At 59.1% G+C, this 25459-nt stretch carries 23 protein-coding genes; 11 read left to right on the top strand and 12 right to left on the bottom strand.

Annotated features, from left to right (window positions below):
* Positions 1-299: 299 nt before the first annotated feature.
* Positions 300-560 carry a hypothetical protein gene (locus tag MRBLMR1_RS01185; RefSeq protein WP_148143092.1) on the bottom strand — a complete coding sequence of 87 codons (261 nt, stop codon included), beginning with the start codon at positions 558-560 and terminating at the stop codon, positions 300-302.
* Positions 561-724: 164 nt separating this feature from the next.
* On the opposite strand from MRBLMR1_RS01185, the gene glgX reads away from it, so the two are divergent.
* Positions 725-2803: a glycogen debranching protein GlgX gene (gene glgX, locus MRBLMR1_RS01190; protein ID WP_210297832.1), complete on the top strand. Its 2079-nt coding sequence runs from the start codon at positions 725-727 to the stop codon at positions 2801-2803.
* Positions 2804-2950: 147 nt separating this feature from the next.
* On the top strand, positions 2951-3487 hold the full coding sequence (locus tag MRBLMR1_RS01195) for an antibiotic biosynthesis monooxygenase (RefSeq protein WP_148143093.1): 537 nt from the start codon (positions 2951-2953) through the stop codon (positions 3485-3487).
* Between the two features lie 21 nt (positions 3488-3508).
* Here MRBLMR1_RS01195 and glgA read toward each other — a convergent pair whose 3' ends face one another.
* The 5 genes from glgA to MRBLMR1_RS01220 all read right to left on the bottom strand — a co-directional run bounded on the left by glgA (position 3509) and on the right by MRBLMR1_RS01220 (position 7411).
* A complete protein-coding gene (glgA, locus tag MRBLMR1_RS01200; RefSeq protein ID WP_148143094.1) occupies positions 3509-4984 on the bottom strand; it encodes a glycogen synthase GlgA in 1476 nt (491 codons plus the stop codon).
* A 375-nt stretch (positions 4985-5359) separates the two neighbouring features.
* On the bottom strand, positions 5360-5749 hold the full coding sequence (locus MRBLMR1_RS01205; protein ID WP_183685272.1) for a DUF2934 domain-containing protein: 390 nt from the start codon (positions 5747-5749) through the stop codon (positions 5360-5362).
* Positions 5750-6228: 479 nt separating this feature from the next.
* Complete coding sequence (locus MRBLMR1_RS01210) at positions 6229-6729, bottom strand: YciE/YciF ferroxidase family protein (protein WP_148143097.1); 501 nt, start codon at positions 6727-6729, stop codon at positions 6229-6231.
* Between the two features lie 119 nt (positions 6730-6848).
* Entirely contained in the window at positions 6849-7019 is a 171-nt protein-coding gene (locus MRBLMR1_RS01215; RefSeq protein WP_183685317.1) for a hypothetical protein, read from the bottom strand.
* 185 nt (positions 7020-7204) lie between these two features.
* A complete protein-coding gene (locus MRBLMR1_RS01220) occupies positions 7205-7411 on the bottom strand; it encodes a hypothetical protein (protein WP_148143098.1) in 207 nt (68 codons plus the stop codon).
* Positions 7412-7576: 165 nt separating this feature from the next.
* Between MRBLMR1_RS01220 and MRBLMR1_RS01225 the strand changes: the two genes are divergently transcribed.
* The gene (locus MRBLMR1_RS01225) at positions 7577-8083 is read left to right on the top strand and encodes a sigma-70 family RNA polymerase sigma factor (RefSeq protein ID WP_343062176.1); all 507 of its coding nucleotides are present in this window, start codon (positions 7577-7579) and stop codon (positions 8081-8083) included.
* Between the two features lie 30 nt (positions 8084-8113).
* Positions 8114-8629, top strand: coding sequence for a superoxide dismutase family protein (locus MRBLMR1_RS01230; RefSeq protein ID WP_148143099.1), 516 nt, complete (start codon positions 8114-8116; stop codon positions 8627-8629).
* A gap of 2 nt (positions 8630-8631) precedes the next feature.
* Here MRBLMR1_RS01230 and MRBLMR1_RS01235 read toward each other — a convergent pair whose 3' ends face one another.
* Positions 8632-9357, bottom strand: a complete 726-nt coding sequence (locus MRBLMR1_RS01235) for a glutathione S-transferase (RefSeq protein WP_148143100.1) — start codon at positions 9355-9357, stop codon at positions 8632-8634.
* Between the two features lie 255 nt (positions 9358-9612).
* Between MRBLMR1_RS01235 and MRBLMR1_RS01240 the strand changes: the two genes are divergently transcribed.
* Positions 9613-11955: a glucose/quinate/shikimate family membrane-bound PQQ-dependent dehydrogenase gene (locus MRBLMR1_RS01240; protein WP_183685271.1), complete on the top strand. Its 2343-nt coding sequence runs from the start codon at positions 9613-9615 to the stop codon at positions 11953-11955.
* 191 nt (positions 11956-12146) lie between these two features.
* Complete coding sequence (locus MRBLMR1_RS01245) at positions 12147-13487, top strand: enoyl ACP reductase FabMG family protein (protein WP_148143102.1); 1341 nt, start codon at positions 12147-12149, stop codon at positions 13485-13487.
* A gap of 97 nt (positions 13488-13584) precedes the next feature.
* Here the strand turns inward: MRBLMR1_RS01245 and MRBLMR1_RS01250 are convergent, their stop codons facing one another.
* The 5 genes from MRBLMR1_RS01250 to MRBLMR1_RS01270 form a co-directional block, all read right to left on the bottom strand.
* Positions 13585-14406, bottom strand: a complete 822-nt coding sequence (locus tag MRBLMR1_RS01250; RefSeq protein WP_148143103.1) for a MetQ/NlpA family ABC transporter substrate-binding protein — start codon at positions 14404-14406, stop codon at positions 13585-13587.
* A gap of 32 nt (positions 14407-14438) precedes the next feature.
* Positions 14439-15317, bottom strand: a complete 879-nt coding sequence (locus MRBLMR1_RS01255; protein ID WP_148143104.1) for a sulfurtransferase — start codon at positions 15315-15317, stop codon at positions 14439-14441.
* 160 nt (positions 15318-15477) lie between these two features.
* Positions 15478-15771, bottom strand: a complete 294-nt coding sequence (locus MRBLMR1_RS01260) for a BON domain-containing protein (RefSeq protein ID WP_148143105.1) — start codon at positions 15769-15771, stop codon at positions 15478-15480.
* Between the two features lie 67 nt (positions 15772-15838).
* A complete protein-coding gene (locus MRBLMR1_RS01265; protein ID WP_148143106.1) occupies positions 15839-17785 on the bottom strand; it encodes a hybrid sensor histidine kinase/response regulator in 1947 nt (648 codons plus the stop codon).
* A 160-nt stretch (positions 17786-17945) separates the two neighbouring features.
* Positions 17946-19082 carry a LuxR C-terminal-related transcriptional regulator gene (locus tag MRBLMR1_RS01270; protein WP_148143107.1) on the bottom strand — a complete coding sequence of 379 codons (1137 nt, stop codon included), beginning with the start codon at positions 19080-19082 and terminating at the stop codon, positions 17946-17948.
* A gap of 181 nt (positions 19083-19263) precedes the next feature.
* Between MRBLMR1_RS01270 and MRBLMR1_RS01275 the strand changes: the two genes are divergently transcribed.
* The 5 genes from MRBLMR1_RS01275 (at position 19264) to MRBLMR1_RS01295 (ending at position 25316) form a co-directional block, all read left to right on the top strand.
* Positions 19264-19815 (top strand): hypothetical protein, encoded by a 552-nt coding sequence (locus MRBLMR1_RS01275; RefSeq protein ID WP_148143108.1) that lies wholly within the window; start codon positions 19264-19266, stop codon positions 19813-19815.
* 44 nt (positions 19816-19859) lie between these two features.
* A complete protein-coding gene (locus MRBLMR1_RS01280; RefSeq protein WP_148143109.1) occupies positions 19860-20132 on the top strand; it encodes a DUF4242 domain-containing protein in 273 nt (90 codons plus the stop codon).
* A gap of 162 nt (positions 20133-20294) precedes the next feature.
* Entirely contained in the window at positions 20295-20897 is a 603-nt protein-coding gene (locus MRBLMR1_RS01285; RefSeq protein WP_183685270.1) for a TetR/AcrR family transcriptional regulator, read from the top strand.
* A gap of 59 nt (positions 20898-20956) precedes the next feature.
* Positions 20957-22120: an efflux RND transporter periplasmic adaptor subunit gene (locus tag MRBLMR1_RS01290; protein ID WP_500063482.1), complete on the top strand. Its 1164-nt coding sequence runs from the start codon at positions 20957-20959 to the stop codon at positions 22118-22120.
* Between the two features lie 28 nt (positions 22121-22148).
* Entirely contained in the window at positions 22149-25316 is a 3168-nt protein-coding gene (locus tag MRBLMR1_RS01295) for an efflux RND transporter permease subunit (RefSeq protein ID WP_148143114.1), read from the top strand.
* Positions 25317-25459 lie beyond the last annotated feature (143 nt).

Here is a 25459-nt window from a genome sequence, read left to right on the forward strand (position 1 = left end):
GGCCTTTCGCCTCAAGCATAATGCTCCCGCGGCCACTAGGCCACGAGAGCTTGGGGCCTCTTTTGTCGAAGCCTCATTCCCCTCCTCGGGAAACTTCAAACCGGAATAACGAACATGTAGCAGGCAGCAATGACCAGCGCGAAACCTGCAACTTCAAACCATTCCCTGACCATGGTCGCCTCCATCGAACTCTGGACCAAGAACGTGCTGTTGCCATTCTAGTTCCATGAAATTGCCATAAAGATGGCAGGACGGCCACAAATATTAAAATGTGCTGAAACACGATGCCGACATGGTATCTAGCTCGCGGAAGCCCGCGCCCGCGCGGCTTCCAGTATGGCGCGAATTTCACGGGCGGAGGCGTTTTCGATCGCGAAAGCGCTGTCCGGCATCACGCCTGGATCTTCCTCGTTATCCTTGAAGGTCGCGTCATCGCGCAGCTTCTTGAGGAATGTCGTGATTGTCACTTCGCCACCGATCATGGCTGCCAGCATTTCGATCATCAGTTCTCGATGAGCGTTGAGCCGACCTTCGAGTTCCTGTGGTGTCAGAGATGTCATATTTTTACCCTCCTGTCGCAGCGTGAAAGATAGACGGGACGCGAAGCGGAGAACGATCCTGGCGCCGATCTCGTTCCGCGCAAACGAAGGCGGAACCAAATGCCGCGCTGCACGATTGTAGGGCAGATTTTCTCGATGGCGATCTTACCACAAAGGGGCGTTGCATGGACATGAAGAGCAATCAGTTCACGATCGAATCCGGCGACTGGACACGGCTCGGCGCCAATTTCGATGGTGAGGGCGTCAATTTTGCAATCTTCTCGGCCCATGCGACACGGGTGGAGCTGTGCATGTATGATCCGAGCGGAAAGATCGAAATCGCCAAGCTCGACCTGCCGGAATATACGCACGAAATCTGGCACGGTTATGTGCCTGGGCTGAAGCCTGGTGCGCTATACGGGTTTCGCGTCCATGGTCCGTTCGAGCCGGAGGCCGGCCATCGTTTCAACCCGAGCAAGCTTCTGATCGACCCATACGCTCGCGAGCTTGTCGGCGATATCGAGTGGAACGAGGCGCATTTCGCCTATGATCTCCTTCACGAGGACAAGGACCTCACCTTCGATACGCGCGACAGCGCGCCATTCACGCCGAAGGCCAAGGTGATCGATCCTTATGCATTCGACTGGCAGGACCAGAACCGTCCCAATGTCCCCTGGCCGAAGGCCGTTGTCTACGAGACCCATGTGAAAGGTTTTACCCAGCTCAATTCGGCGTTGCCGAAGGAGTTGCGCGGCACGTTCGAGGGTATGGGCCACAAGGCTTCCGTCGATTATATCAAGAGCCTTGGCATTACCTCGGTCGAGCTTCTGCCGGTCCACTGGTTCCCCGACGACCAGCACCTGCTCGACAAGGGGCTGAAGAACTTCTGGGGCTATAATTCGCTCGGTTTTTTCGCGCCGGCGTCACGTTATTACGGTCCGCGCGGTATCCAGGGGTTCCGCGATATGGTGCGGTCCTTCCACGATGCCGGCATCGAGGTCATTCTCGACGTGGTCTACAACCACACGGCGGAAGGCAACGAGCTTGGACCGACGCTGTCGTTCAAGGGTATCGACAACTTCTCCTATTATCGCACGCTGCCGGATAATCACCGTTATTACATCAACGACACCGGCACCGGGAACACGGTGAACACCTCCCATCCGCGCGTGCTGCAGATGGTGATGGACAGCCTGCGCTACTGGGCCGAACACATGCATGTCGATGGTTTCCGCTTCGATCTCGGCACCATTCTGGGCCGCGAGCCGGAAGGGTTCGACCAGCGCGGCGGCTTTTTCGACGCGATGACGCAGGATCCGGTTCTCTCCAAGCTGAAGCTGATCGGCGAGCCATGGGACATCGGTCCGGGCGGTTATCAGGTCGGCGGCTTTCCGCCCGGCTGGGCCGAATGGAACGACAAATATCGCGACACGGTGCGCGAATACTGGAAGGGCGACAATGTCTCGACAGATTTCGCCGCACGCCTGCTCGGCTCGGGCGATCTATACGACCAGCGCGGCCGCCGGCCGTGGGCGAGCGTCAACTTCATCACGGCTCATGACGGGTTCACGCTGAACGACCTCGTCTCCTATAACGAGAAGCACAACGAGGCCAACGGCGAGGACAATAACGACGGCCATAACGACAACCGGTCCTACAATTACGGCGCCGAGGGGCCGACCGAGGACGAAGGCATCAATGCCGTGCGCGACCGGCAGAAGCGCAATTTTCTCGCCACGCTGTTCTTCTCCCACGGCACGCCGATGCTGCTTGCAGGTGACGAGTTCGGCCGCAGCCAGATGGGCAACAACAATGGTTATGCGCAGGACAGCGAGATTTCCTGGGTCCATTGGGACGACCTGCCGGAAACCTGCGAGGAACTGCGCGAGTTCACCCGCCAGGTGATCAAGCTCAGGGCCGAGCAGCCGCTCCTGCGCCGCGAGAACTGGCGCGACGGCATGGATATCAAGTGGTTCAATGCCGGCGGCGGTTTCCAGCAGCCGGACCAATGGGACGAGGGAACAACGCTCGGGGTCTATATCGGCCGCGGCGACCTGCAGGAAGAAGAAGGCGTCTGGCACGACGTACTTCTCTTGTGCAATCCGTTCGAAGGCAACGTCCCCTTCCGTATCCCCCAGTTCGGGGAGGGCGGCTGGGTGCTGGAACTGACCACATCCGACAGCGCCAAACGCGGGCTTACGATCACCAAGGAAAAGGATTTCGAACTGGAAGGTCGAAGCCTGGCCCTGTTCAGGCGGCCTTGAAGCCTTGCGCACGGGTTGAGCCCTTGTCCGGTTGACAAGGGCTTCCTGCTTTCCTAGCAGTCGAACACCCTACCGCGCCATTTCCTTTTTCCGCTCCATGGAGCGTAACCCCTCCCGGATCTGGCCTCTCAACAAGGATCAGGCCAGATGTCCCAGGTGACGCGTATCGTCCATCGGCGCGCCAATGTCGGTTACGAGACGCAGTATGAAGAGCTTGCGCGTGGCATGCTGGAAGCTTCGTCGAAGTCGAAGGGTTACAGATTTTCGACATTGATCCCGCCGCGGGTCGAAGGCGAGGAATTCCATATCGTCCAGGTTTTCGCCACACAGGCGGATCTTGATGAATGGCGCCAGTCCGACGTTTCGCATGAATGGCACGAGCGGCTGAAACAGGTTTCAGACCATCAGCCGGAATACCGCATCTTCAATACCGAGGATCTGTGGTTTTCGGCAACGGGTCTCGCCCTTCCGCCCAAGCCGCCGACACGCTGGCGCATGGCCTTCGTCATCTGGATGGGGATCTTTCCCACCGCATCATTCTATGTCTATTTCCTCTTCCCGTGGCTCGCCGACATCCCGTTCCTGTTGAAGATGTTCATCGCCACCGTCTTGATCGTTCCGACCATGTATTTCGGTATCCTGCCGCATCTTTTGCGGTGGATGGGCTGGTTTCTGAAGCGGTAAGCTTTTCCGCCCGGCCCGATCTCACCAGAATTTCAGGCGTCGCAGGCCTGTGTTCGGCGAGGCTTTCTGGACGAGGCTGCGGTAGACGGCGGCATATTGCTGGCCGCTGCGCTCCCAGGAGAATTTCGTCTTCATGCCCTGGTTCTGCAGCCGCGCCCACATCTTTGGCTGCTCGTAAGCATGGAGTGCACGCCTGAGCGCCAGCCGCAGGCCGTTGGTCGTTACCGGATGGAACTGGAAGCCGGTTGCCACGCGCGCGGACATGGCCGCGTCATTGGCATCGATGATGGTTTCCGAAAGTCCGCCGGTGCGCGAGACGACGGGTACGCAGCCGTAACGCAGGGCGTATAGCTGGGTCAGGCCGCAAGGTTCGAAACGCGAGGGCTGAACGATCGCGTCCGCGCCGCCCTGGACGAGATGCGCGGTCGGTTCGTCATAACCGATATGGACTGCCATGCGACCGGGATAACGTGCTGCCGTTTCCAGCAGTGCCTGTTCGATGTCGTGGTCACCCTCACCAACGATAATGACCCTGCCGCCGTTGTGGATCACCTCGTCCGCCGTCTCGGCCAGCATGTCGATGCCCTTCTGCCACGTCATACGGCTGATCGCGGCAAAGATCGGTCCCCTGTCGTCAGGATCGAGGCCGAAACGGTTGAGAAGCGGCTGCCTGTTGTCACGCTTGCGGCGCAGGGTGGCTATGTCGAAGGTCTGAGGCAGGAATTCGTCGGTAGCCGGATCCCAGACATCAAGATCGATGCCGTTGACGATGCCGCGCAACACTTCCACTCGTTCGTTGAGCACGCCGTTGAGGCCCATGCCGAAACGCGGTGTCAGGATTTCGCGGGCATAGGTCGGGCTGACTGTGGTGATCACATCGGCCGTCTGCAGCCCACCTTTCAGGAAGCTGATATCACCGAAATATTCCAGCTGGTCGATGGAATAGGCTTCCGGCGGCAGTCCAAGCCAAGGTAGCAGATCGGCGGAATATTGCCCCTGAAAGGCGATGTTGTGAATGGTGATGACAACCGGGGTGCTGCAGCCGTTCTGGCGCATGTAAACCGAAGTCATTGCCGACTGCCAGTCATGGGTATGGACGAGGTCGGGAACCCAGCCGGGCAATGCGCCTGCGGCGATCTCGGCTGCGGCGAGTGAAAGGACGGCAAACCGCTTCCAGTTGTCCGCGTGATCCTTGCCGAATTGATCGACATAGGGGCCGCCGGGGCGGTCGTAGAGGGCAGGGGCATCGAGCACCAGAAGATCGAGACCTTCGACCGAGCCGTGTCTAAGCGTTGCCTTCTCGCCGAGAAGGTCTTCGAATTCCATCAGCGTGGTCGATTGGCCAAGCTGTTTCATCACCTTTGGATAACCGGGAATGAGCGATGTGGTTTCGATCCCGAGCGGTGCAAGCGCCTTGGGAAGCGAACCGGTTACGTCTGCCAGTCCGCCGGTCTTGATCAGCGGATAGATCTCCGACGTGACCGACAATATCTTCATCTTGGCACTTTCCCCCTGGGCCGCGACAGAATCAAAGCCTACTCGATTTCGCCGCCGGGGATAGAGGGTATTATGTGTGTCGATCGAAACATAAGCACTCATCGGCTCGTGTCCTGCAAGATCGCGTGATCGCGTTGCGATTTGTCAAAATGTGCCGGTTTTCGCATTTGAGACCGGATAGTTCCGGCGAACGGTCCCAGGCTCTGGCGAACAAACCGGTTGCTTGGCCGGTTGCATGAATGTCGGGGAGTTGCATTCGTGCCGGTTTTCGAGCCCATATCCTCATCCCATAAAAATACAAAAAGAATTGCCCGGCGACAGGGTCGCCGGTTACTGCATCATTCCGGTGTTTAAAATTGGCTCTGACGTTAGAGCCTATTCGGCGTCCGCTTTCTTGGGACGCTTCTTGGTTTGCTCCGGTTTTACCGCAGCAGCGGCAGCCGGAACCTTAGCTTTGGCGTCGGCCTTAGCGGCCGTCGTAGGCTTGTCCGTCTTCTTTTCCGCTTTGGGGGCGGCAGTCTTGGTCGTTTTCGTGGCTGTCGTCTTTGCCGGGCCTGCCTTGGCCGGTTTAGCTTCTGCTGCCTTCGGAGCCTTTACCGCGGCGCCATTCTTCGGCGCGTCAGTCTCCCCTGCCGTGGGCTTGAGCGTTGCATATTCCAGCTTTGCCCGCTCCCAGTGCTCCATGTCCTTGCCGGAAGGATACCCCTCCTGCTCCCACAATTGATACGCTCTGTGCTTGATCCAGTTTTCCTGAGAAGCCGCCATCATCGTCTCCATTGCCCAAATCGAAAAACTCATGCACTGCAAAAAAGTTCCGAGGAAATGTTAAAAACTGCAATGTCGCGTGAAGACATTGCAATCCATCAGTCGAATTCTTCCCGAAATGCTGGAACCTTTGCGCTGTTGCTCGGTTCCGTTATCGGGAAGGAGATGATCGTCATGCACAACTACTGCGATATAATGCCTCATGCGACCGGATGGGTCTATGTCATCGATGGCGTTCAATCCGCGTCATTCTATCACAGTTACGAATTAGCGCTTGATGCGGCCCGAACTCACCTCGCAACGCGTGGCAGACGCGATGGCCGTATCTTCAGATGCCAGGCCCTTAACGGGAATATGCTGCCAATCGACATTGCCGCCGTGATGCAGCCCCCCGGTACCGGGATAGGACCGGTTGCTTATCGTTGAACCAAGCAAAGCCCGGAGTGATCCGGGCTTTGCTTTTTCAAGCATTTGTCTCGTCACGCGGCTTTCTTCGCTGCTGCGTTGACGGCGCCTTCGGCGAGATTGGTCAGCAGTTCGTCAGTGCTGGATTCTTCCTGCAGCGTTTCATCGAGCAGCTTTGCAACATCCTTCATGCCCAACTGCAGAGCCCACGCACGAAGTGTGCCATATCGGCTGATCTCGTAGTGTTCGACCGCCTGGGCGGCGGCAAGAAGGCCGGCATCGAGAGCGGGCGTGCCCTTGAATTCGTCCAGAATTTCCTCGCCTTCCGACAATATGCCTTCGATCGCATCGCAGGTCTTGCCCTGGGCGCGTTTGCCGAGGGTTTCGAAAATCTGTTTCAGCCGCTCGATCTGACCCTCGGTTTCTTCCCTGTGGGTCTGGAAAGCAGCCTTCAGTTTAGGGTCCTGAGCGCCACGCGCCATTTTCGGCAGCGCCTTCACGATCTGCCGCTCAGCGTAATAAATGTCCTTGAGGGTTTCGTAGAAAAGGTCGTCCAGCGTCTTTGACGTCGCCATCTTGGTTCTCCCTATCGATTGTCCGATTGACATTGCGGCGATCTAACTGCGGGAAGACGGCGTTAGTTCCGCGTCTGTACGGTTGCGGACAAAGAGGGAGGTGGTCTGTCCGAAAAGGCTTATCGTGCGAGCTTGTCGTTAAGCGCAGTCTGCAGCTGTCGGGCGAGGTCAAGCAGTCGATCGGGAATGTCTTCCTTCTCGATCTCCGTCAAAAGGCTTGAGACCTTGCCATTGACGCGGCGTCCCATTCTTGCCTCGCGCTCATCGACCTGAGCATTTTCCTTCGCCATTCCGACCCCTAGGTTCAGAGGCGCCGCACGCAGACCCGGCAACCGATATCCAGATGTGAAGTTTATAGCAGACTTCCATACAGCAAGACCGGTCGTCCCAAAATCCCGAAAATGTCACAGATGAATACAAACGAAAATAATGGGCGGCTTGCGGTGCCGCCCGCCCGTTCAGGGCATGCCCTGTCTCAATGTTTCGGCGGCTTTGGCGTGCCGGCCGGAATGGACGTCGTACTGGTGGCAACCGGATCGCTTGCCGGGAAGGTGTCTTCCAGCCCTTCGTTCAGCTGCTCCTCCAGATCCTGCTTATTTCCTTTCTCGCGTGCGGATTTCTCGACCCGCTTCTGGCTATCGTCGCGCGATGTCGTGTTCGGTGAGCCGTTGTTCATGCCCATGATCTCGTCTCCTGTGCTTGAATGGTCCCGAAGATAAAAACGGGCGGCGGGTGGGCTTTGTTCCGCCACGGCAAAACAGGTCCCGAGTTTTCGGAACCAAAAGGCGAATGCATGCGTTTGCCACCCGTCAATTCAGCCCTGATGAGTAAGGAGAGGTAGGCAACGGTGTCTGACTCACAGTTGAACGGTGACCCTGCTCGTCAAGATATTGTCAGGCTTATACCGGCTCTTCGCGCATTTGCCCGCACCTTCTGCCGCAACCCCTCGGATGCGGATGATCTGGTGCAGGAAACCCTGATGAAGGCGCTCGCCAATCTCGACAAGTTCGAGCGTGGTACCAGGCTCAAGTCGTGGCTTTTCACGATCATGCGCAACACCTTCTATACACGATCCAAAATTCTCGGGCGCGAGGCGCCGGGGATCGAGGAGAATGTGTCGGGCGACACGCCGATCGCGGCTTCACAGGAAATGGCGGCGCGGGCGCGTGAAGTGCAGCGTGCGTTGCAGAAGCTTCCACCGCATTACCGCGAAGTGCTGACGCTGGTGGCGATCCTGGGAGAAAGCTACGAAGCGACGGCAGTAATCTGCGACTGCGCGGTCGGTACCGTCAAGAGCCGGCTCAATCGCGCTCGCCACCAGATCCTGCAGGAACTGGGGGAAGAGACGGGCTGACGGCCCGCCGCATAAAACCAGGAGGAAACCATGAAATATCTGCTGACTGCAGCTTTCGCAGCTGCCGCCATCACCCTGCCGAGCATGGCAATGAGCCAGGATGCTTCGAAGGCAACGGCCAGATTTATCGGCGCAGATGGCAAGGAGATCGGCAAAGCGGACCTTACCGGTACGAAAGCCGGCGTAATGATCGCTGCCGAAATCAGCGGATTGCCGGCAGGTCAGTGGGTTGCCTTCCACGTGCATCAGACAGGGACCTGCGATCATACGACCGGCCATGAATCGGCAGGCGGTCATTTCAACCCCACGAATAAGGAACACGGCTATCTTGCCGCAAACGGCCAGCATGCCGGCGACATGCCGAACCAGTATGTGCCGGCCGACGGCACGCTCAGGGCGCATGTGTTCAATACGGGTGTTACGCTGGAAGATGGTGACAGTGCCATCAAGGGCAGGGCGCTGATGATCCATGCCGGACCCGACGATTATTCCGGCCAACCTTCCGGCAACGCCGGCAAGCGCCTTGCCTGCGCGGTCATCGAATAGAATCAGCTCGTCAGGTCGAGTTCGGGATAATGACGGAAAATTCCGGACTCGCTGAAGGGAAGGCGACGTTCGGATTTCAAATAGGCCGCAATGGACGGACGTTCGGCGACCCGGTCACGAAGAGCAGATAGGTGCGGATAGTCGTTCTCCGCAGCCCCCATCGCCTTTGGAAATGCGTAGTGCAGGCCTTCCATTACCTGAAACAGTGACAGGTCGACATAGGTGAGGCCATGTCCGACGATGAAGCCTTTGCCTGCCGGATTGGTGGGAAGCATCCGTTCGAAATAGCCGAGGAATTTCGGGATGCGATCCCTGATGAAGGCGGTTGAACGGGCCTTGGCTTCCGCCTTCTGGTCCTCGTAATAGTCGCCGGTGCTGATCGGATGGTGCGTATCATGGATTTCTGCAATGAAATCCGTGATCGTCAGCTGCAGCCCGTTCGTGATCAGGCGGCTCTTTTCGTCGTCAGCAACAAGCCCGAGCTTCGGGCCGAGATATAACAGGATATTGGCGACATGCGAGATGACCAATTCGCCATCCTTCAGGAAGGGTGGGGCGAAAGGCGTCTGGTCATGGCCGTGGCTTCCCTTGAGAAACTCCATCATCGCCTGCGTGCCGGTCGAGCTGCGGCACTTGTCGATATATTTGGCGCCGGCCTCCTCGAGGGCCAGACGGACAAATTCTCCTCGTCCCTGAATGCCGTCCCAATAATAAAGTTCATAGGGCATGCTGTCTGAAAACTCCCTCACTTCAAGAAAAGACATAGGGGGGCCATGAGGTTTTCAAGGCGGCAGTTCCGATCTGTTCGCGATGATTGGTACAATCCTCTCGCATTGAGTGTTCCAACCTCTGTCCTTTCCAACTGTTCCTCCTAATTTACCTTTTGCGCGGGGCCGGTTCGGATATTCACCGGAGGGTCAGGTCCAGGGCGCGGGCGGACAGAGGGCCTTCTGCCGCTTTATCGAGACATGACGAGGGTGCTCATGGCTATTCGGATCACGGCAATCATCATCGCGCTGATGGGGATCGCGCTTGCAGGCGGCGGGGCATACCTGCTTTCACTCGGCGGAAGCGCCTATTATCTTCTCTGCGGACTTGGCTTCCTCATCGTCGCGGTGCTTCTCATCGCCCGCAAGCTTCTGGCGCTGCATGTCTATGCAGTGATCGTCGTTGCCTCGCTCGTCTGGGCGATATGGGAGGTCGGCTTCGACTGGTGGCAGCTCGGCCCGCGCGGCGGAGTGATCATTCTGCTGGGCATGTGGCTGCTCACGCCGTGGATCCGCCGTCCGCTCGGCTTCATCAGCCCGACGGGCGCACGTTATGGCGCAAGCGCCAAGCCGCTTGCTCTTGCGGTATTGGCTGCTGTCGTCATTGCAGTCGTCTCGATGTTCTTCGATCCACTCGGCCAGAGCGGCGATCTGCCGGAAGAAAAGGTTGCGGCAGCGCCTGTGCTCGGCGGCAATGTGCCGGATGGCGAATGGCATCAATATGGCCGCACGCCCTATGGTCAGCGTTATTCGCCGCTCGACCAGATCAATGTCGACAATGTCGGCTCACTGCAGGAGGTCTGGCGTTACCAGACCGGCGACGTGAAACGGCCAGACGATGTCGGTGAGACGACCTATCAGGTGACGCCGCTGAAAATCGGCAACGCCCTTTATCTTTGCACGCCGCACAATCTGGCGATCGCGCTCGATGCGGCGACCGGCAAACAGATCTGGAAATACGACGCCAATTCGGGGATGAATCCCGACCGGCAGCATCAGACCTGCCGTGGCGTCAGCTATTACCGGGATCAGGCCGCGCAAGCTGGGGCGCCATGCGCCGAGCGTGTTTACCTGCCGACTGCGGATGCACGGCTGATCGCTCTCGATGCGAAGAACGGGGAGGTCTGCGCATCCTTTGCAGAGGGCGGCACGTTGCATCTCGAAAAGGGCATGAAATACAATCCCGCCGGCTACTATTATTCCACATCGCCGCCGGCGATCGTTGGCAACAAGATCATCATCGGCGGGGCGGTCAACGACAATTATTCGACTGAGGAGCAGTCGGGCGTCATCCGCGCCTTCGACGTCAATTCCGGGCAACTGATATGGAACTGGGATTCGGGCAATCCGGGCCAGACCCAGCCGCTGCCGGAAGGGCAGACCTATACGACCAACTCGCCGAACAGCTGGTCGGTCTTCTCGGTCGATGAGGAACTCGGTCTCGTCTACATCCCGCTCGGCAACCAGGTGCCGGACCAGCTCGGCATGGGCCGTTCGGAAAACGTCGAGAAATACTCGTCGTCGATCGTGGCGCTGGACATCAATACCGGTGCAGACAAGTGGGTGCGCCAGACGGTGCATCACGATTTGTGGGACATGGACGTGCCGGCCCAGCCGGTGCTGATCAATATCACCAAGCCGGACAATACCGTCGTTCCGGCGCTGGTCGGCCCCACCAAGCAGGGTGATATTTATGTGCTCGACCGTCGCAGCGGCGAGCCGATCATTCCCGTCACCGAGCAGCCGGCGCCGGGCGGCACGATCCTCGAGGATCACGCTTCGCCGACACAGCCGATCTCGGCGCTGAATTTCCGGCCGCGCACGCTGGAAGGCCGGGACATGTGGGGCGTCACCATGTTCGACCAGATGGTGTGCCGCATCCGGCTGGAGCAGATGAACTATGAGGGACAGTACACTCCGCCGTCGCTCAACGGCACGATCGTCTATCCCGGTAATTTCGGAACGTTCAACTGGGGTTCGGTCGCGGTCGATCCCGAGCGGATGGTGATGTTCGGCATGCCGACCTACCTCGCTTTTACTTCGAAACTGGTGCCGCGTGCCGACATTCCGCCGAAGGGGCAGGACGAAAAGGGATCGGAGCAGGGGCTGAATCGCAATGACGGCGCACCCTATGGCGTGTTCATGGGGCCGTTCCTCGGACCGCTGAAAATCCCCTGCCAGGCGCCGCCATGGGGTTATGTTGCCGGTGCCGACCTGCGCACCGGAGAGATCGCCTACAAGCATCGCAACGGCACCGTCATGGACATGACGCCTCTGCCCCTGCCGTTCAAGGTGGGCGTGCCGGGGATCGGCGGGCCGATGATCACCAAGGGCGGCGTCGCTTTCCTCGGTGCAGCTGTGGATGATTACCTGCGAGCCTATAACCTGACCAATGGCCGGCAGCTTTGGGAAGCCCGGTTGCCGGCGGGCGGGCAGGCGACGCCGATGACATATGCGGTGGAGGACGGTCGCCAGTTCGTCGTCATCGTTGCCGGTGGTCATGGGTCGGTCGGGACGACACCGGGCGATTACGTGATCGCCTATGCGCTGCCGAGATAAGCCAATGTGGCTGCGGCGAGATTTGTCGCAGCCATCGCCCTTTTCATGCACGCTAACTTAGGCGTTGTTCACGCTTTGAAATGTACAGTCACTTAATATGACTTCCTATTCCGTGCCATTCCGGTCATGAGACTGTCGACACCCTTTCCGAGTGACGACTCGAAGACCAATTTGACTAAAGAGCTGACAGCATGAAGAACCCAGTCGCAGTAAATCGCCTCGCAGAGAACACCGTCTTTCGTAAGGGCGACGTTTTCGTTCTCTTCGGCGAATTGTTCGGTCGCGGATATGCAACCGGCCTTCTCGACGAAGCAAAGCGGGCCGGCATGACGATCGTCGGTGTGACGGTCGGACGGCGCGACGAGAACAACGCGCTTCGCCCGCTCAACGCCGAAGAACTTAGCGAAGCCGAAGCGCGTCTGGGCGGCAAGATCATCAACATCCCGGTCATGGCCGGCTTCGACCTCGATGCGCCCGAGGGCGGCCCGACGCCGACCGAGCTGCTGGCCAAGCTGACGCTGGAAAACTGGCAGACCGAGACGCTCGACTGGGATTATATCCAGAAGTGCCGTGACGCAGGCACCGCGCGGTTCAAGAATGCTGTTTCCGAAGTCATGACCGTTCTCGACGGCATGATCGGCGAAGGCCGCAACGTCTTCTTCGCCCACACGATGGCCGGCGGCATTCCGAAGGCGAAGGTTTTCCTCGTCATCGCCAACCGCATCTACAAGGGCACAGCTGCTCGTCACATGTCTTCACAGGCGCTGATCGAAAGCGATCTGGGCAAGCTCATCCTGCAGAATTTTGACGAAGTTTCCGCCATCACCTTCCAGCATCTGATCGATGCCAGCGCCGCGATCCGTGCGCGCGTCGAGGCTGCCGGCAACCAGGTTCGTTACACGGCCTATGGTTACCATGGCACTGCAGTGCTGATCGACGGCGATTATCGCTGGCAGACCTACACGAACTACACCCAGGGCTATGCCAAGATGCGTCTCGAAGGCATCGCGGAAAAGGCTTGGGGTGCAGGCATCAAGGCCAGCGTCTACAATTGTCCTGAAATCCGCACCAATTCTTCCGACGTCTTCACCGGTATCGAGCTTCCGCTGATCCCGCTGCTTCTGGCGCTGAAGAAGGAAAATGGCGGTGCCTGGGCTGAAAGCCAGTGGCAGGCCTGCGAGAAGCTTCTGAAGGACGAGTTCTCGATGAAGGATGTTCTGCAGAAGATCACCGACATGCAGGGCAGCGCCGTGATGCGTCCATTCTACGATTTCTCGGCATGGCCGATGGCCAACAGCCAGGAACAGGCTGACCTCACCATCTCGACGTCGAACGAGATTTCCCAGATGCACCGCGACGGCAAGGCTCTGATCAGCGATCTGCTGAGCGTCTTCGTGGTGGAAGCCACCGGCAAGCTCATCTTTGCCGAATCCTCCGAGCCGACAGGCCCGGTCCAGTGGCTCAACCACGACATCGTCGCCCGCCGCCTCAATGCATCGCATGCCGAGGCTGCCGCGGAAGTTGCTGCCTGAGGCATTTTCAGCCCTGCCTGAAAGCAGGGCTGTTGGATTTCGATATTGGATCAAGGGTGCGGCGGTTTTCGTCGCACCCTTTTTTGCTGGGCTTTTATCAGTCCCAGGCAGGGACGGTCAGATCGCCAAAATGCTTCTTGAGGATGGCGCGGACCTCAGGCGAGTTCTGGTATGTCCTGACGAATTCCTGAACGCTTTTGTTGGCCTCATCTTCCTTTCGAACGAAGAAACGCAGGGCGTAGCGGGTCTGCACGCCGTCGAAGACGAGAGCCGAATTCGGATCGACACCGAACAGTCCCATGCCGGACGGATATCCCTGGCCGAGATCGACATCATCGAGCGCACGCGGGATCTGCTGGTTCGGCAGTTCGATAATGTCCAGCTTCTTCGGGTTCTCGACGATATCGGCCGGAATGGCTGCCGATGTCAGGCCATCCTTGAGCTTGATCAGGCCGATCGACTGCAGCAGTTCGAGTGCCCGGCCGCCGTTGACCGGATCGTCGGAGATCGCCACTTTCACGCCTTCCGGCAGTTCTTTGATCGACTTGTATTTCTTTGAATAGAGGCCGAGCTTGGTCAGTGTGCCGACGCCCACCGAGACGAAATCGTAACCGGCCTTCTTGGCGTTCTGGTCGAGAAACGGCTGGTGCTGGAAATAGTTGACGTCGATCTCCTTCGATTTCAGCGCCTCGTTGGGAACGACCCAATCGGTGAACTCGATGACCTCAACCTTCAATCCTTTTTCGGCGGCTTCCTTGGCGGCCTGATTGACCGCATCTGCCGAAAGCCCGGCATTTATGCCGATCCTGATCGGGGCAAATTCTTCAGCCTGGGCAAATGTGGGGGAGGAAATGCCGGCCAGCAGGGTGAGGCCAAGCACGGACAGGATCGCGCTGCGGCGTCCGAAAGGGAGTTTCATGATCAAATTCTTTCCTGTTTTTGAAATGTCGTTCAGCCGGTGACGAGCAGACGATCAGGGTCCGAGGACCAGTCCAGCAGCGAGCCGTCGTAGACAACGGAGCGCGCGCCTGCGCCGCTCAGCGTGCGGGCAAAAACGACGTTGCTGGCTGCGACGCCCGCGCCGCAATAGGCGATCAGCGGCGCATCTGGTTTCACACCTGCATCGGCAAATATCTTTTCGATCTGTTGTTGAGAGAGGTAGAGGCCGGCGTCGGGGTCGACGAGAGAAGATGTCGGGACATTGACGCTGCCGGGAATGCGCCCCGGTCGACCATAGGCAATCGGTGCCTCGCCGCGGAAGGAGTCGGCGCCAAGGGCGTTGACCAGAGCCTCGTCTTCCGTGCGGGCGACCACCTCGTCGCTTGTGACGAAGAAACCGGGTCGATAGGTCCAGTCGAATGGCTTTGAAGCCGCGGAACGAGGCTTTGCCGTGCCGATTTCAATCGGCAGGCCGGCATTGGTCCATGCCTTCCAGCCACCATTCAGCACGGCGGCGTTTTCGAAACCGAAGGCGCGGAGCAGGAGCCAGACGCGTGCCGCCCAGCCGGGCTGGCCGGTGGAATAGAGGATGACGCGGCTTTCTGCTCCAACCCCGAGCCTGTTCAAGGCATTGCCGAATTGTTCGGTCGAGGGGAGGGTGAAAAGCAGGTGGTCGGACGGCGTGGAAAGGTCGCGCTCAAGATCGACGAATTGTGCGCCGGGGATATGGCCCGCTTCGAATGCCCCGCGGCCATCGGCGACCGCAAAGCCGCTACCTCCATCCGTCGGGATGACTGTTGAGGTGCAATCAAGGATGACAACGTTCGGATCATCCAGTTGCGTGCTGATTTCCTCGACCGAAGCGAGGTTTCTTGGATTTTGATAAGTCATGACAATTCTTAGGTTTTTGCTGAAATCGTCATGAGTCTTACACAGCCGTTACGCGGCTGGCGGCAATGCGTGTTCCAAAAATCCGGGCGATCTTAGAAAAAGCGTTACAGTCCCTCTCGATCAGATTGATGCGGAGTGTCGAGAGGGCCTGTTGGCGATATCAGATGCCGCGCTGAACCTGATCGAGGCCGGTCACTGCGATGTCATTCCTGACCTCGGTGACACCCTCGATACTACGAGCGATTTCCTCCGCGCGGGCAAGCTCTTCCTGTCTGAGGACGGAGCCTGAAAGCGTGATGGCCGTGCCGCTTGCGGTTACCATGACATCGCTTGCATCGATGCCGCCGGATGAGGCGAGGGCGTCGGAAACGGTTGCTTCCAGCGTTGCCCGGCCGGGAAACTCAACCTCGATTTCCGGCGGCGCCTCGTAGAATTGCTGATGCTTAAAGACCATGTCGATGCCTCCCGTGTTGGAACGGGGAGACAACGCATGGCGTGGTGAATGGTTCAGCGTTGATTTGTCAGGCGCCGGTGCCTGTCACCGTGCCGATCATTTCGCTCAACTGCTGTTGCGAGAAAGGTTTGGGCAGTCGGGGCAGGTGGCTGCCACTGCCGTCGGGCAGTTCGGCATAACCGGTGGCAAGCACGACGGGCAGGCCCGGCCATTCTGTGGCGATCTCGGCGGCGAGTTGCGCGCCAGTCATTTTCGGCATGGAATGGTCGGTAATGACGAGATCGATGCGATTGTCTTCCTGCCTCAATGCCGACAGCGCCTCCGGGCCGCTATAGGCCTCGATCACCTGGTGGCCGAGATCTTCCAGCATCAGGGTCGTGTTCATCAGCACGAGCGCATCGTCGTCGACGGCAAGCACGATAAGCGGGCGATCGCCGAGCTTTTCGCCGTTGCCCGGGGCTTGCGCCTTTTCCTTGGGGCAATCCTCTTCATCAATCGTCGGCAGGAAGAGCGACACGGCGGTGCCTTCATGCCTGACGCTTTCGATCGAGAGCATGCCGCCCGATTGTTCCGTCAGTCCCTGAACCATCGACAATCCCAATCCTGTTCCCTTGCCGACACCCTTTGTCGTGAAGAAGGGGGTCGTCGCGCGCGCGACCGTCTCGGGATCCATGCCCTCGCCGGTATCGCGGACGCATATACGCAGATAGTCACCGCTGCGGAGTTTTCCACCCTCTTCGCCAATTTGGTGACGTTCTGCGCTGATCGTCACTGTTCCGCCTTCGCCCATCGCATCGCGGGCATTGACCACGAGATTGAGCAGGGCGGTTTCGAGCTGCACGCCGTCGGTGAGGACATGTGGCAGGTTCGGTGGGAAGCGGGTTTCGATACGCATCGATGAACGCAGCGAGCGTTCGAGAAAGTCCATCATGCCGGCGACCAGCGACTGTACGTCGACCGGGCGCATGTTCAATTCCTGCCGGCGGGAAAAGGCGAGCATGCGCTGCGTCAGGGCCGCGCCGCGTTCCGCACCCTGAAGCGCATTGTCTATCAGCGGGCGAAGGGTCGGGTCGTCGGGCATGCGCTTGCGCAGGATTTCGAGACTGCCCATGATCGCCATCAGCAGGTTGTTGAAATCGTGGGCGATACCGCCGGTCAGCTGGCCGATCGCCTCCATCTTCTGCGCCTGAAACAGGTCTTCACGGGTCTTGGTCAGCGCCTTTTGCGCCTCGACCTTTTCCGTCACGTCGCGGGTGATCTTGGCAAAGCCGATCAGATTTCCGCTTTCATCACGGATGGCATCAATGACGACATGGGCCCAGAAAGTGGTACCGTCATTGCGTTGGCGCAGCCCCTCCCGCTCGACCCTGCCGACACGGCGGGCGATATCAAGATTGCGCTCGGGCTCACCCTTCCCCTGGTCCTCGTCGGTATAGAAGTGGGAAAAATGCCTGCCGATCGCTTCGTCAGCGGTATATCCCTTGATGCGCGCGGCGCCGGCATTCCAGTTGGTGACGAAGCCATCGGGATCGAGCATGTAAAGTGCATAGTCGCTGACGCCGTTGACAAGCAGCTGGAATTTTTCCTCGCTGAGCCGCAGCTCCGCTTCCGCTTTCTTTCGCTCCGTCAGGTCACGCGTCACCTTGGCGAAACCCAGAAGGTGGCCATTACGGTCCCAGATCGGATCGATGATGGCATGAGCCCAGAAGCGGGTGCCGTCCTTGCGAATGCGCCAGCCTTCGCTTTCGTAATGACCGTGGGCTACCGCGGCTTCAATGGCTTGCTCCGGCAGACGGTCGAGGCGGTCCTCATTGGTGTAGAAGCGGGAGAAATGGTGGCCGAGGATTTCGGCCGCCTCATAACCCTTGAAACGCTGTGCGCCGGCATTCCAGCTTACGACATGGCCGGATGGATCGAGCATGTAGATGGCATAGTCCGAGATTGCATCCACCAGCAGCCGATAGCGCTCCTGGTCGAGCAGTGAAACGTCGTGACTTTCCATCATTGCATGCATGTACCCCCCCGAAGCCGCACTCTCTCGCGGCTGGGCGCTATCCAACGCACAAACCGAAATTTCGTTCCCGCGGATTTTCTCAATTTACGCTGTATCTTGCTGATACCACTTTATCCGATAGCCTGCCAGAAAAACGGCCATTAACTTGAACAACTCATTACTAAACGTTTCTTTGTACTGGCGGCGTCAATTCCCGTATCAGTTGCTGAAGGCTGCGCTGATCTGAAGCGCCCGTCTTATCGTAGACCGCGCCCAACTGGGATTTGACCGTTCCATCGGAGATGCCCTGCGCTTCGGCAATCTGGTTGCGTGTCAGGCCTTCGGCGACATAGCCCACGACACGACGTTCGGCCGGGGTTAGTGCAAAAAGTGCCGCGACGGCTTCCAGTGCTGTCTGTGTCACGGTTCCGGCGGCAGCTACGAAAATTGCGGCGGCGGCATTGCGCTCGTATCCACCGCCCTCTCGTCGGCGCTGGAGAGGCAGGACATGCGCAACTGCCGGCCTGTCGCTCGAGCCAAGCGGAACATCGATGCCGGCGGCACCGAGCCTGATCTCATCGCGCGCACCAAGCAAGACAGCGGTCGATAATGCGTTGCAGGCATACTCATTCAGGCAGGTCAATTTGCCGGCATGGGCGCGCAGGACATGTTGTTCGCGCAGTCTTGCTTCAGCAGTCTCGTTGGCGAAAACGATCGACATGTCATCGGCAACGATGAAGACCGCATGGTCGAGCGCGTTGATCACTTGGCGAAGAACGGCGCTCTTATCCCGCTCGATCTCCAACATGTCATGGATCGTTACCGCCCGCCTGATATGCGGGCCGAGCAAGCCCAGGAGGTTGAAGATTTCCGGATCCTTCGGTTGATATTTGACCGAAATGTTGATCGTGCCGACGCGTTGCGGGCGTTTCAGGATCGCCATGTCGATCGAGTTCAAAACGCCGTAGCGGGAATGGAAATTGCGATAGAGATCGCCGCGCTGCCAGACGTCTTCGCCGTCCGGGCCATAAAGTGCAAACATCCGCTCCAGCGTATCCGGTTCGTCGAGTTCCATCCGGTGCAGCAGATGGAAGAAGGGCACATCCTTCGCATATCGAATGAGGGTGCGTATGGCTTCCTCGTCATCGCAGGCGATTTGCGCAAGGCTTGCGGATCGGGTCTGCGTGTCAAAGACTGCAATGGTCGTCAGAAAGCCGTCAATCCTTTCGTTGATCAGGCGCATGGCATTGGGCCACGACGCCTCGCTGGCAACGCAGTCGTAAATCGCGCCGATGATTTCAGACAGTTTCTGGTCCATGCAATGATCCTGCGCCTGCCGTGCCATGGCGGTCAATCTTGACAATCTGCAATTGTGATAATGTTTCGGAAAATATTGTTCATCCCCCGCACGGGAGATGCGTGGAGCGCCGTCTTTCCTAGAAATTGCGCCGGCCGGACGGGAGTTCCGGCATCAAGCACATTTTTTGGAGATGACACGCATGACGCGAATAAAAACGTTGTTGGCAATGTTTCTCGTATCTGCCGCCTTGCCGGCGGTGGCTGTTGCGGGCGGCGGCCTGCCCGACAAGGTGCGGGAGGCAAATGCCCGGTTCAAGGATGTGAAACAGGCGGTGAAGGAAGGCTATTCGCCCATTCCCTGCACGAGTGGCGTGGATGGCGGGGCGATGGGCATTCATTATGTCAATGCGGACCTGATCAAGGACGAGGCTATCGATCTCTCCAGGCCCGAGGCCGTGATGTACGAGCCGGACACGCATGGCCGTATGGAATTGGTGGCGGTGGAATATATCACGACCAAAGGTCCGGCCAATCTGGAGGGGCAGTTGTTCAGCCTGACCGGAGCGCCCAATCGATACGGACTGCCGGCTTTCTACGAGCTGCATGTCTGGGCCTGGCGCAAAAACCCCAAGGGCACGTTTGCCGACTTCAATCCGAATGTCAGCTGCGAGCACGCTCATGCCCAGGCAGAGACGCCCGGGCCGGCAAAAAGGCAGGCACTGCTGTCGACCGCTGCCGGTCACGTCCAGTAATTGCGCCAGACAGGCGTCTCATTATTCCATCAAGGAGAATTCCTATGCCTCAGTTCGTTATCGAGCGAAACATTCCTGGTCTTGGAGACATGGACCAGCAGACACTGAAGGAAATTTCGGCCAAGTCGAACGCGGTCGTCGATGGGCTGGGTGAGCCCTATACCTGGATCACCAGCTATGTGACGGGCGACAAGATGTATTGCGTCCACGAGGCCGAAAGCGCCGAGGCGATCTATCGTCACGCCAGAGAGGGCGGGTTCCCTGCGGACCGCGTGACGGAGATCACCGGCCTCATCGGACCGCATTCGGGCCGGTGAGCGCGGTGGAGGGCGGCCGGCGAGGGGCCGCCCTCCACTTGTTCAACCCGACTTTCTCCTGCAGCCAGAGGTTTTGCCGCCTGCGCCAATGTTGACAGTTTTCCTTTTATGAATTACGACTGACGAAAATTAAAATTCGTCAGTCGTAATTTGTGAGGGCTTATGGATAGTGCCGACATGCAGGCCGAAGCCGTGCGTCAGGAAAACATCACCCGGATTCTCGATGCGGCCGAGCGGCTGTTCAAGCACTACGGTTATTCGAAGACGAATGTTGCCGACATCGCCAAGGATCTGGGGATGTCGCCGGCAAACATCTATCGGTTCTTCTCGTCCAAGTCTGAAATTCACCGGGCGCTGGCTGACAGGCTGTTGAATTCCGGCCGTGCGGTCGCGCTTGAAAATGCCGCGCGGCCTGTGAGTGCCGCAGAGCGAATACGCGACCATTTCCTGCAGCAGCACGCCATCACGGTGGAGACCCTGCTGCATGAGAACAAGGTGCACGAGATGGTAATCGTCGCCATTCAGGAGCAGTGGTCGGTGATCGAGGACCACATCATGCAGATGCGCGCGATCGTTGCCGGCATCATCCGCGAGGGTATTGTCGCCGGTGAGTTTCGCGCTCAAGATGCAGACGCTGCCGCGGAATGTCTTTGTGATAGTACGGTGACCCTCTGTCACCCGCAAATCATCGCCGAATGCCTGATCGAGAACCGTCGCACGACGCCGGCCGATCTGGTCGATTTCGCCATCAGGGCGCTGAAATAGAAGCACCTCGAAATCAATAGCCGGTGTCTTGAGGGCACCTTCTTCAATCGCCACCGGGAGTGGGGGCCATGTCCGTGATCCAAATTCGACGTTCTTGCGTTTTTGCAAAAGGGCTGCTTGTCGCAGTCGCTCTCAGCGCCCTTACGGCCTGCTCGGAAGAGAAAAAGGTTGAGGCACCTGATCCCGTCCGGCCGGTGAAGGTCGTCGAGATCGGTGGACCGGAGATCGGCCGCAGCCTCGTCTATTCCGGTTCCGTACGTGCCCGCACCGAGATGAACCTCGGCTTTCGCGTTGCCGGCAAGATCACCGAGCGCCTTGTCGATGTGGGTGACAGGGTTGAGCCCGGCACCATTCTCGCAAGGCTTGATGCTGTCGATTACCAGCTTTCGGTCCGTCGCGCAGATGCCGATCTTACCTCGGCGCAGAAGCAGGTTGAGATTACCGGGCTTGCCCGCAAGCGCGCCGAAACGCTGGCGGAAAAGAGCGTGACCTCGCAATCGCAGCTCGAACAGGCGCAACTTGCCGCCGATCAGGCGCAATCACAGCTGCAATCGGCTGAATCGGCGCTCGAAGAAGCGCAGAACCAGGTTGCCTATACCGAGCTGAAGGCAACGCAGAACGGCATCGTGACGACTGTCAGCGCTGATGTCGGCCAGGTTGTCAGCGCCGGAACGACGGTGGTTGCCGTTGCCGTCGATGGCGAGAAGGAAGTGCAGATTGCGGTGCCGGAAACGGATATCGTGCATTTCAAGCCGGGCAAGGCGGTCAAGGCCAGCTTCTGGTCGGCAAGGGATCTGGTGCTTGAGGGCAAGGTTCGCGAAGTTGCCGGCAGCGCCGATGCACAGTCCCGTACCTTTGCCGTCCGCGTCAGCCTTCCCGCCGACGACCGCGTGCTGATCGGCATGACGGCAACGATCGATGCGGTCGAGGACAATGTGGTGCCGACATTCGGCGTGCCGTTGGCCGCTCTTGCCCAGAAGGACGGCAAGCCGGTTGTCTGGATCGTCGAGCGCGACAAGGGAGAGGTCAGTTCACGGGCGGTCAAGGTCGCCGGCTATGGCGACAGTGTCGCCCGCATCTCGGAAGGGCTTGCCAAGGGTGACCTCGTGGTTTCGGCCGGTACGCAGTTCATGCGGGACGGGTTGAAGGTCAAGCTGCCGGAGACGGTTGCGTCACGCTTCGGCAGCGTCTCCAGCCAGTCCACTGCTTCGATACAGCCTTAATCGCCCTGCGCTGAAAAGGACAACCCCAATGAGTTCCTCCAATCAGGCACATCCGCAGCAAAAGGGCGGTTTCAACCTGTCGCGCTGGGCGATCGGCCATCCGAGCATCGCGCGCTTCCTGTTCGGCCTAATCATCGTCATGGGTGCACTCGGCATCATGAACATGGGGCAGAAGGAAGATCCCGACTTCACCTTCCGCGTCATGGTGGTGCAGAGCGCCTGGCCGGGCGCCTCGGTCGACGAGATGCAGAACCAGGTGGTCAACAAGATCGAGCGCAAGCTGCAGGAAACCCCGCATCTTGACTGGATCAAGTCCGACACGCGCGCCGGTTTTTCGATCTCGACCATCCAGGTCAAGGGCGATACGAATGCGCAGGACGTGGCAGACGCCTTCTACCAGGTGCGCAAGAAGATCAGCGACATCAAGCAGGACCTGCCGACCGGGCTGCGCGGCCCCTATTTCAACGACGAATTCGGTGACACCTATATCACCCTGCATGCAATTACTGGCGACGGTTACGGTTATCCGGAGCTGAAGAAGTTCGCCATCCAAGCGCGTGACATGCTGCTTACCGTGCCGGGTGTCGAAAAGGCGACCATTCTCGGCGACCAGCCGCAGAAGATCTTCATCGACGTTTCCTCGAAGGCGCTTGCCGAGCGTGGCCTGACCGTCACCGACATCCAGACGGCACTCGCCGGCCAGAACGATATCGATGCATCCGGCAGCGTCCAGACCGCCGACCGTTCGGTGCGCATCTCTGTCGAGGGCGGCGTGACGACGCCGGAGGATATTCGCGAGCTGAGGATCAAGACCGGCAACCAGGTCATCCGGCTTGGCGATATCGCCACCGTCAAGGACGGGCTGGTCGATCCCTATGAGCGCAAGTTCCGCTTCAATGGACATGACAGCGTGCAGCTGGGCATCGTCATGGCGAACGGCTTCAAGGTGACCGATGTCGGCCACAACGTCGAGGCAATGTACGAGCGTTTTGCCGAAACGCTACCGATCGGTGCCGAAGTGCACCAGATTTCCAACCAGCCGGAAGTCGTGACCGAAGCGGTCGGCGAGTTTACCCAGGCGCTGATGGAGGCGCTGGCGATCGTGCTCGTCGTCTCGCTGATCTCGATCGGCTGGCGCTCGGGCATCGTGATCGCGATCGCCATTCCGCTGGTACTCGCAGCAACGCTCGCCATCATGTATTATCTCGGCATCGAGCTGCAGCGTATCTCGCTCGGCGCGCTGATCATTGCTCTCGGCTTGCTGGTCGACGACGCGATGATCGTGGTCGAGATGATGGAGCGGAAGCTGGAAGAGGGGCTTCCGCGGCTCGAGGCTGCGACCTTCGCCTATTCCTCCACCGCCTTCCCGATGCTGACCGGCACGCTGATTACCACTGCGGGCTTCATTCCGGTAGGCTTCGCGGATTCGACCGCTGGTGAATATGTCCGCTCGCTGTTCTACGTGGTCGGCATCGCGCTGGTCGTGTCGTGGTTCGTGGCGGTCTATTTCACGCCTTGGCTCGGCTACATGTTGTTGAAGCAGCGCGCCCATGCGGGGACAGGCCATCATCACGACGCCTATGATACGCGGATGTATCGCGGCGTGCGGCATGCGGTGACCTGGGCCGTCCGCCACAAGGCGATTATCCTTCTCTCCACGCTGGGCATCTTTGCCGGCAGCCTGTGGTCGTTCCAGTTCATTCCGCAGAGCTTCTTCCCGCAATCGTCGCGGCCGGAAATCCTGGTCGACATGTGGCTGCCGGAAGGGACCGCGATCGAGGAAGTGGAACGTCAGGCCAAGGCGCTCGAAGACAAGATCATGCTCGATCAGGACAAGACCTTCATCGCCACCTTTATCGGTGAAGGCGCACCGCGCTTCTTCCTGCCGCTCGACCAGCAGCTTCGCAACCCGAACTATGCCCAGCTGTTGATCATGTCCAAGGGGCTGGAAGAGCGCGAGCGGATGATCGTCAAGTTGCGGCAGATACTGGCCGACGACTTCCCGACCGTGCGCAGCAAGGTCGACCGCCTGTTCCTCGGCCCGCCGACCGGCTGGCCTGTGCAGATGCGCGTCATCGGTCCGGACAAGGCGGAAGTGCGCCGTATCGCCGATCAGGTGAAGGAGCGTTACCACCAGAACCCGCTTTTCGGTTCGATCCACGACGACTGGATGGAGCCGGTGCCGGGCATGAAGCTGGTCATCGATCAGGACCGCGCCCGTGCGCTCGGCGTCTCGTCTCAGCGCGTGCGGCAAATGCTGCAGGCTGCAACCGCCGGTGCTCCACTTGCCGATTTCCGCGATGGCGAGGAAACAGTCTCGATCGTCCTGCGCGAACCGGATGCGACCCGCGACCTGCTCTCTGCCGTGCAGTCGGTCTATGTGCCGACCGATTTCGGTGGCTTCGTGCCGGTGTCGCAGATCGCCGAAGTCGTGCCCGTCATGGAGCAGGGGATCGAATGGCGGCGCGACCGCCTGCCGACGATCACCGTCAAGGCAACGCTGCCTGATGGTATCGAGTCGACCCAGGCATCGCTCAACTTCTACAATTCCATCTCCGACCTGAGATCCGCACTTCCGGCCGGTTACAAGATCGAGATTCAGGGTGGCGCGGAGGATGCTGCCGAAAGTCAGGCATCGATTGCCGCCAAGGCGCCGATCATGCTGCTCGTCATCATGTTGCTCCTGATGATGCAGCTGAGGCATTTCGGCAAGGCGATGCTGGTGCTGGCCACCGGTCCGCTCGGCATCATCGGCGCTGCAATGGCGCTGTTGATCACCGGCGCACCCTTCGGCTTCGTGGCGATCCTCGGTGTCATCGCGTTGCTCGGCATCATCATCCGCAACTCGATCATCCTGATCGACCAGATCGACCAGGATATTGCGGCGGGCATGCATCGTCAGGAGGCGATCATCGGCGCTGCCGTGCGCCGTTTCCGGCCGATCATGCTGACCGCGATGACGGCGGTGCTGGCGCTGATCCCCATCTCCTGGGGTCTGTTCTGGGGACCGCTCGCCTATGCGATGATGGGCGGTATCATGGTCGCCACCGTGCTGACCATCCTGGTCCTGCCTGCGGGTTACGCCCTGTTCTTCGGCCGCGAGCCGAAGGTGAAGGAGGGCGAAAACGAGAAGCCGCCTGCCAATCAGGGTGATCTGTTCGAAGGTCGTCGGGATCTACCGATGGCTGCGGAATAAGAGCTTGGGCGCCGGCCTGTTCAGGCAGGCGCCCTCGCTCCGTCTATATCGCCGATGCGGCAATCCGGTCCGATATTTTGTCTGGCCTCACCGCTTTGCCGCCCGTTATGATCGGGAACCGTCAATGACATCCTGAGGCAGGC

The organism is Neorhizobium sp. LMR1-1-1.1 (genome assembly GCF_040675795.1).
Lineage (GTDB): Bacteria > Pseudomonadota > Alphaproteobacteria > Rhizobiales > Rhizobiaceae > Neorhizobium > Neorhizobium cellulosilyticum.

What these genes read in the sequence shown, in the direction of transcription:
- glgX (WP_210297832.1), top strand. Translation starts at nt 725, where the DNA reads ATGGACATGAAGAGCAATCAGTTCACGATCGAATCCGGCGACTGGACA.
- MRBLMR1_RS01195 (WP_148143093.1), top strand. Translation starts at nt 2,951, where the DNA reads ATGTCCCAGGTGACGCGTATCGTCCATCGGCGCGCCAATGTCGGTTAC.
- MRBLMR1_RS01275 (WP_148143108.1), top strand. Translation starts at nt 19,264, where the DNA reads ATGACGCGAATAAAAACGTTGTTGGCAATGTTTCTCGTATCTGCCGCC.
- MRBLMR1_RS01285 (WP_183685270.1), top strand. Translation starts at nt 20,295, where the DNA reads ATGGATAGTGCCGACATGCAGGCCGAAGCCGTGCGTCAGGAAAACATC.
- MRBLMR1_RS01240 (WP_183685271.1), top strand. Translation starts at nt 9,613, where the DNA reads ATGGCTATTCGGATCACGGCAATCATCATCGCGCTGATGGGGATCGCG.
- MRBLMR1_RS01210 (WP_148143097.1), bottom strand. Translation starts at nt 6,729, where the DNA reads ATGGCGACGTCAAAGACGCTGGACGACCTTTTCTACGAAACCCTCAAG.
- MRBLMR1_RS01220 (WP_148143098.1), bottom strand. Translation starts at nt 7,411, where the DNA reads ATGGGCATGAACAACGGCTCACCGAACACGACATCGCGCGACGATAGC.
- MRBLMR1_RS01230 (WP_148143099.1), top strand. Translation starts at nt 8,114, where the DNA reads ATGAAATATCTGCTGACTGCAGCTTTCGCAGCTGCCGCCATCACCCTG.
- MRBLMR1_RS01295 (WP_148143114.1), top strand. Translation starts at nt 22,149, where the DNA reads ATGAGTTCCTCCAATCAGGCACATCCGCAGCAAAAGGGCGGTTTCAAC.
- glgA (WP_148143094.1), bottom strand. Translation starts at nt 4,984, where the DNA reads ATGAAGATATTGTCGGTCACGTCGGAGATCTATCCGCTGATCAAGACC.
- MRBLMR1_RS01205 (WP_183685272.1), bottom strand. Translation starts at nt 5,749, where the DNA reads ATGGCGGCTTCTCAGGAAAACTGGATCAAGCACAGAGCGTATCAATTG.
- MRBLMR1_RS01280 (WP_148143109.1), top strand. Translation starts at nt 19,860, where the DNA reads ATGCCTCAGTTCGTTATCGAGCGAAACATTCCTGGTCTTGGAGACATG.
- MRBLMR1_RS01215 (WP_183685317.1), bottom strand. Translation starts at nt 7,019, where the DNA reads ATGGCGAAGGAAAATGCTCAGGTCGATGAGCGCGAGGCAAGAATGGGA.
- MRBLMR1_RS01185 (WP_148143092.1), bottom strand. Translation starts at nt 560, where the DNA reads ATGACATCTCTGACACCACAGGAACTCGAAGGTCGGCTCAACGCTCAT.
- MRBLMR1_RS01245 (WP_148143102.1), top strand. Translation starts at nt 12,147, where the DNA reads ATGAAGAACCCAGTCGCAGTAAATCGCCTCGCAGAGAACACCGTCTTT.
- MRBLMR1_RS01255 (WP_148143104.1), bottom strand. Translation starts at nt 15,317, where the DNA reads ATGACTTATCAAAATCCAAGAAACCTCGCTTCGGTCGAGGAAATCAGC.
- MRBLMR1_RS01250 (WP_148143103.1), bottom strand. Translation starts at nt 14,406, where the DNA reads ATGAAACTCCCTTTCGGACGCCGCAGCGCGATCCTGTCCGTGCTTGGC.
- MRBLMR1_RS01260 (WP_148143105.1), bottom strand. Translation starts at nt 15,771, where the DNA reads ATGGTCTTTAAGCATCAGCAATTCTACGAGGCGCCGCCGGAAATCGAG.
- MRBLMR1_RS01235 (WP_148143100.1), bottom strand. Translation starts at nt 9,357, where the DNA reads ATGCCCTATGAACTTTATTATTGGGACGGCATTCAGGGACGAGGAGAA.
- MRBLMR1_RS01270 (WP_148143107.1), bottom strand. Translation starts at nt 19,082, where the DNA reads ATGGACCAGAAACTGTCTGAAATCATCGGCGCGATTTACGACTGCGTT.
- MRBLMR1_RS01265 (WP_148143106.1), bottom strand. Translation starts at nt 17,785, where the DNA reads ATGCATGCAATGATGGAAAGTCACGACGTTTCACTGCTCGACCAGGAG.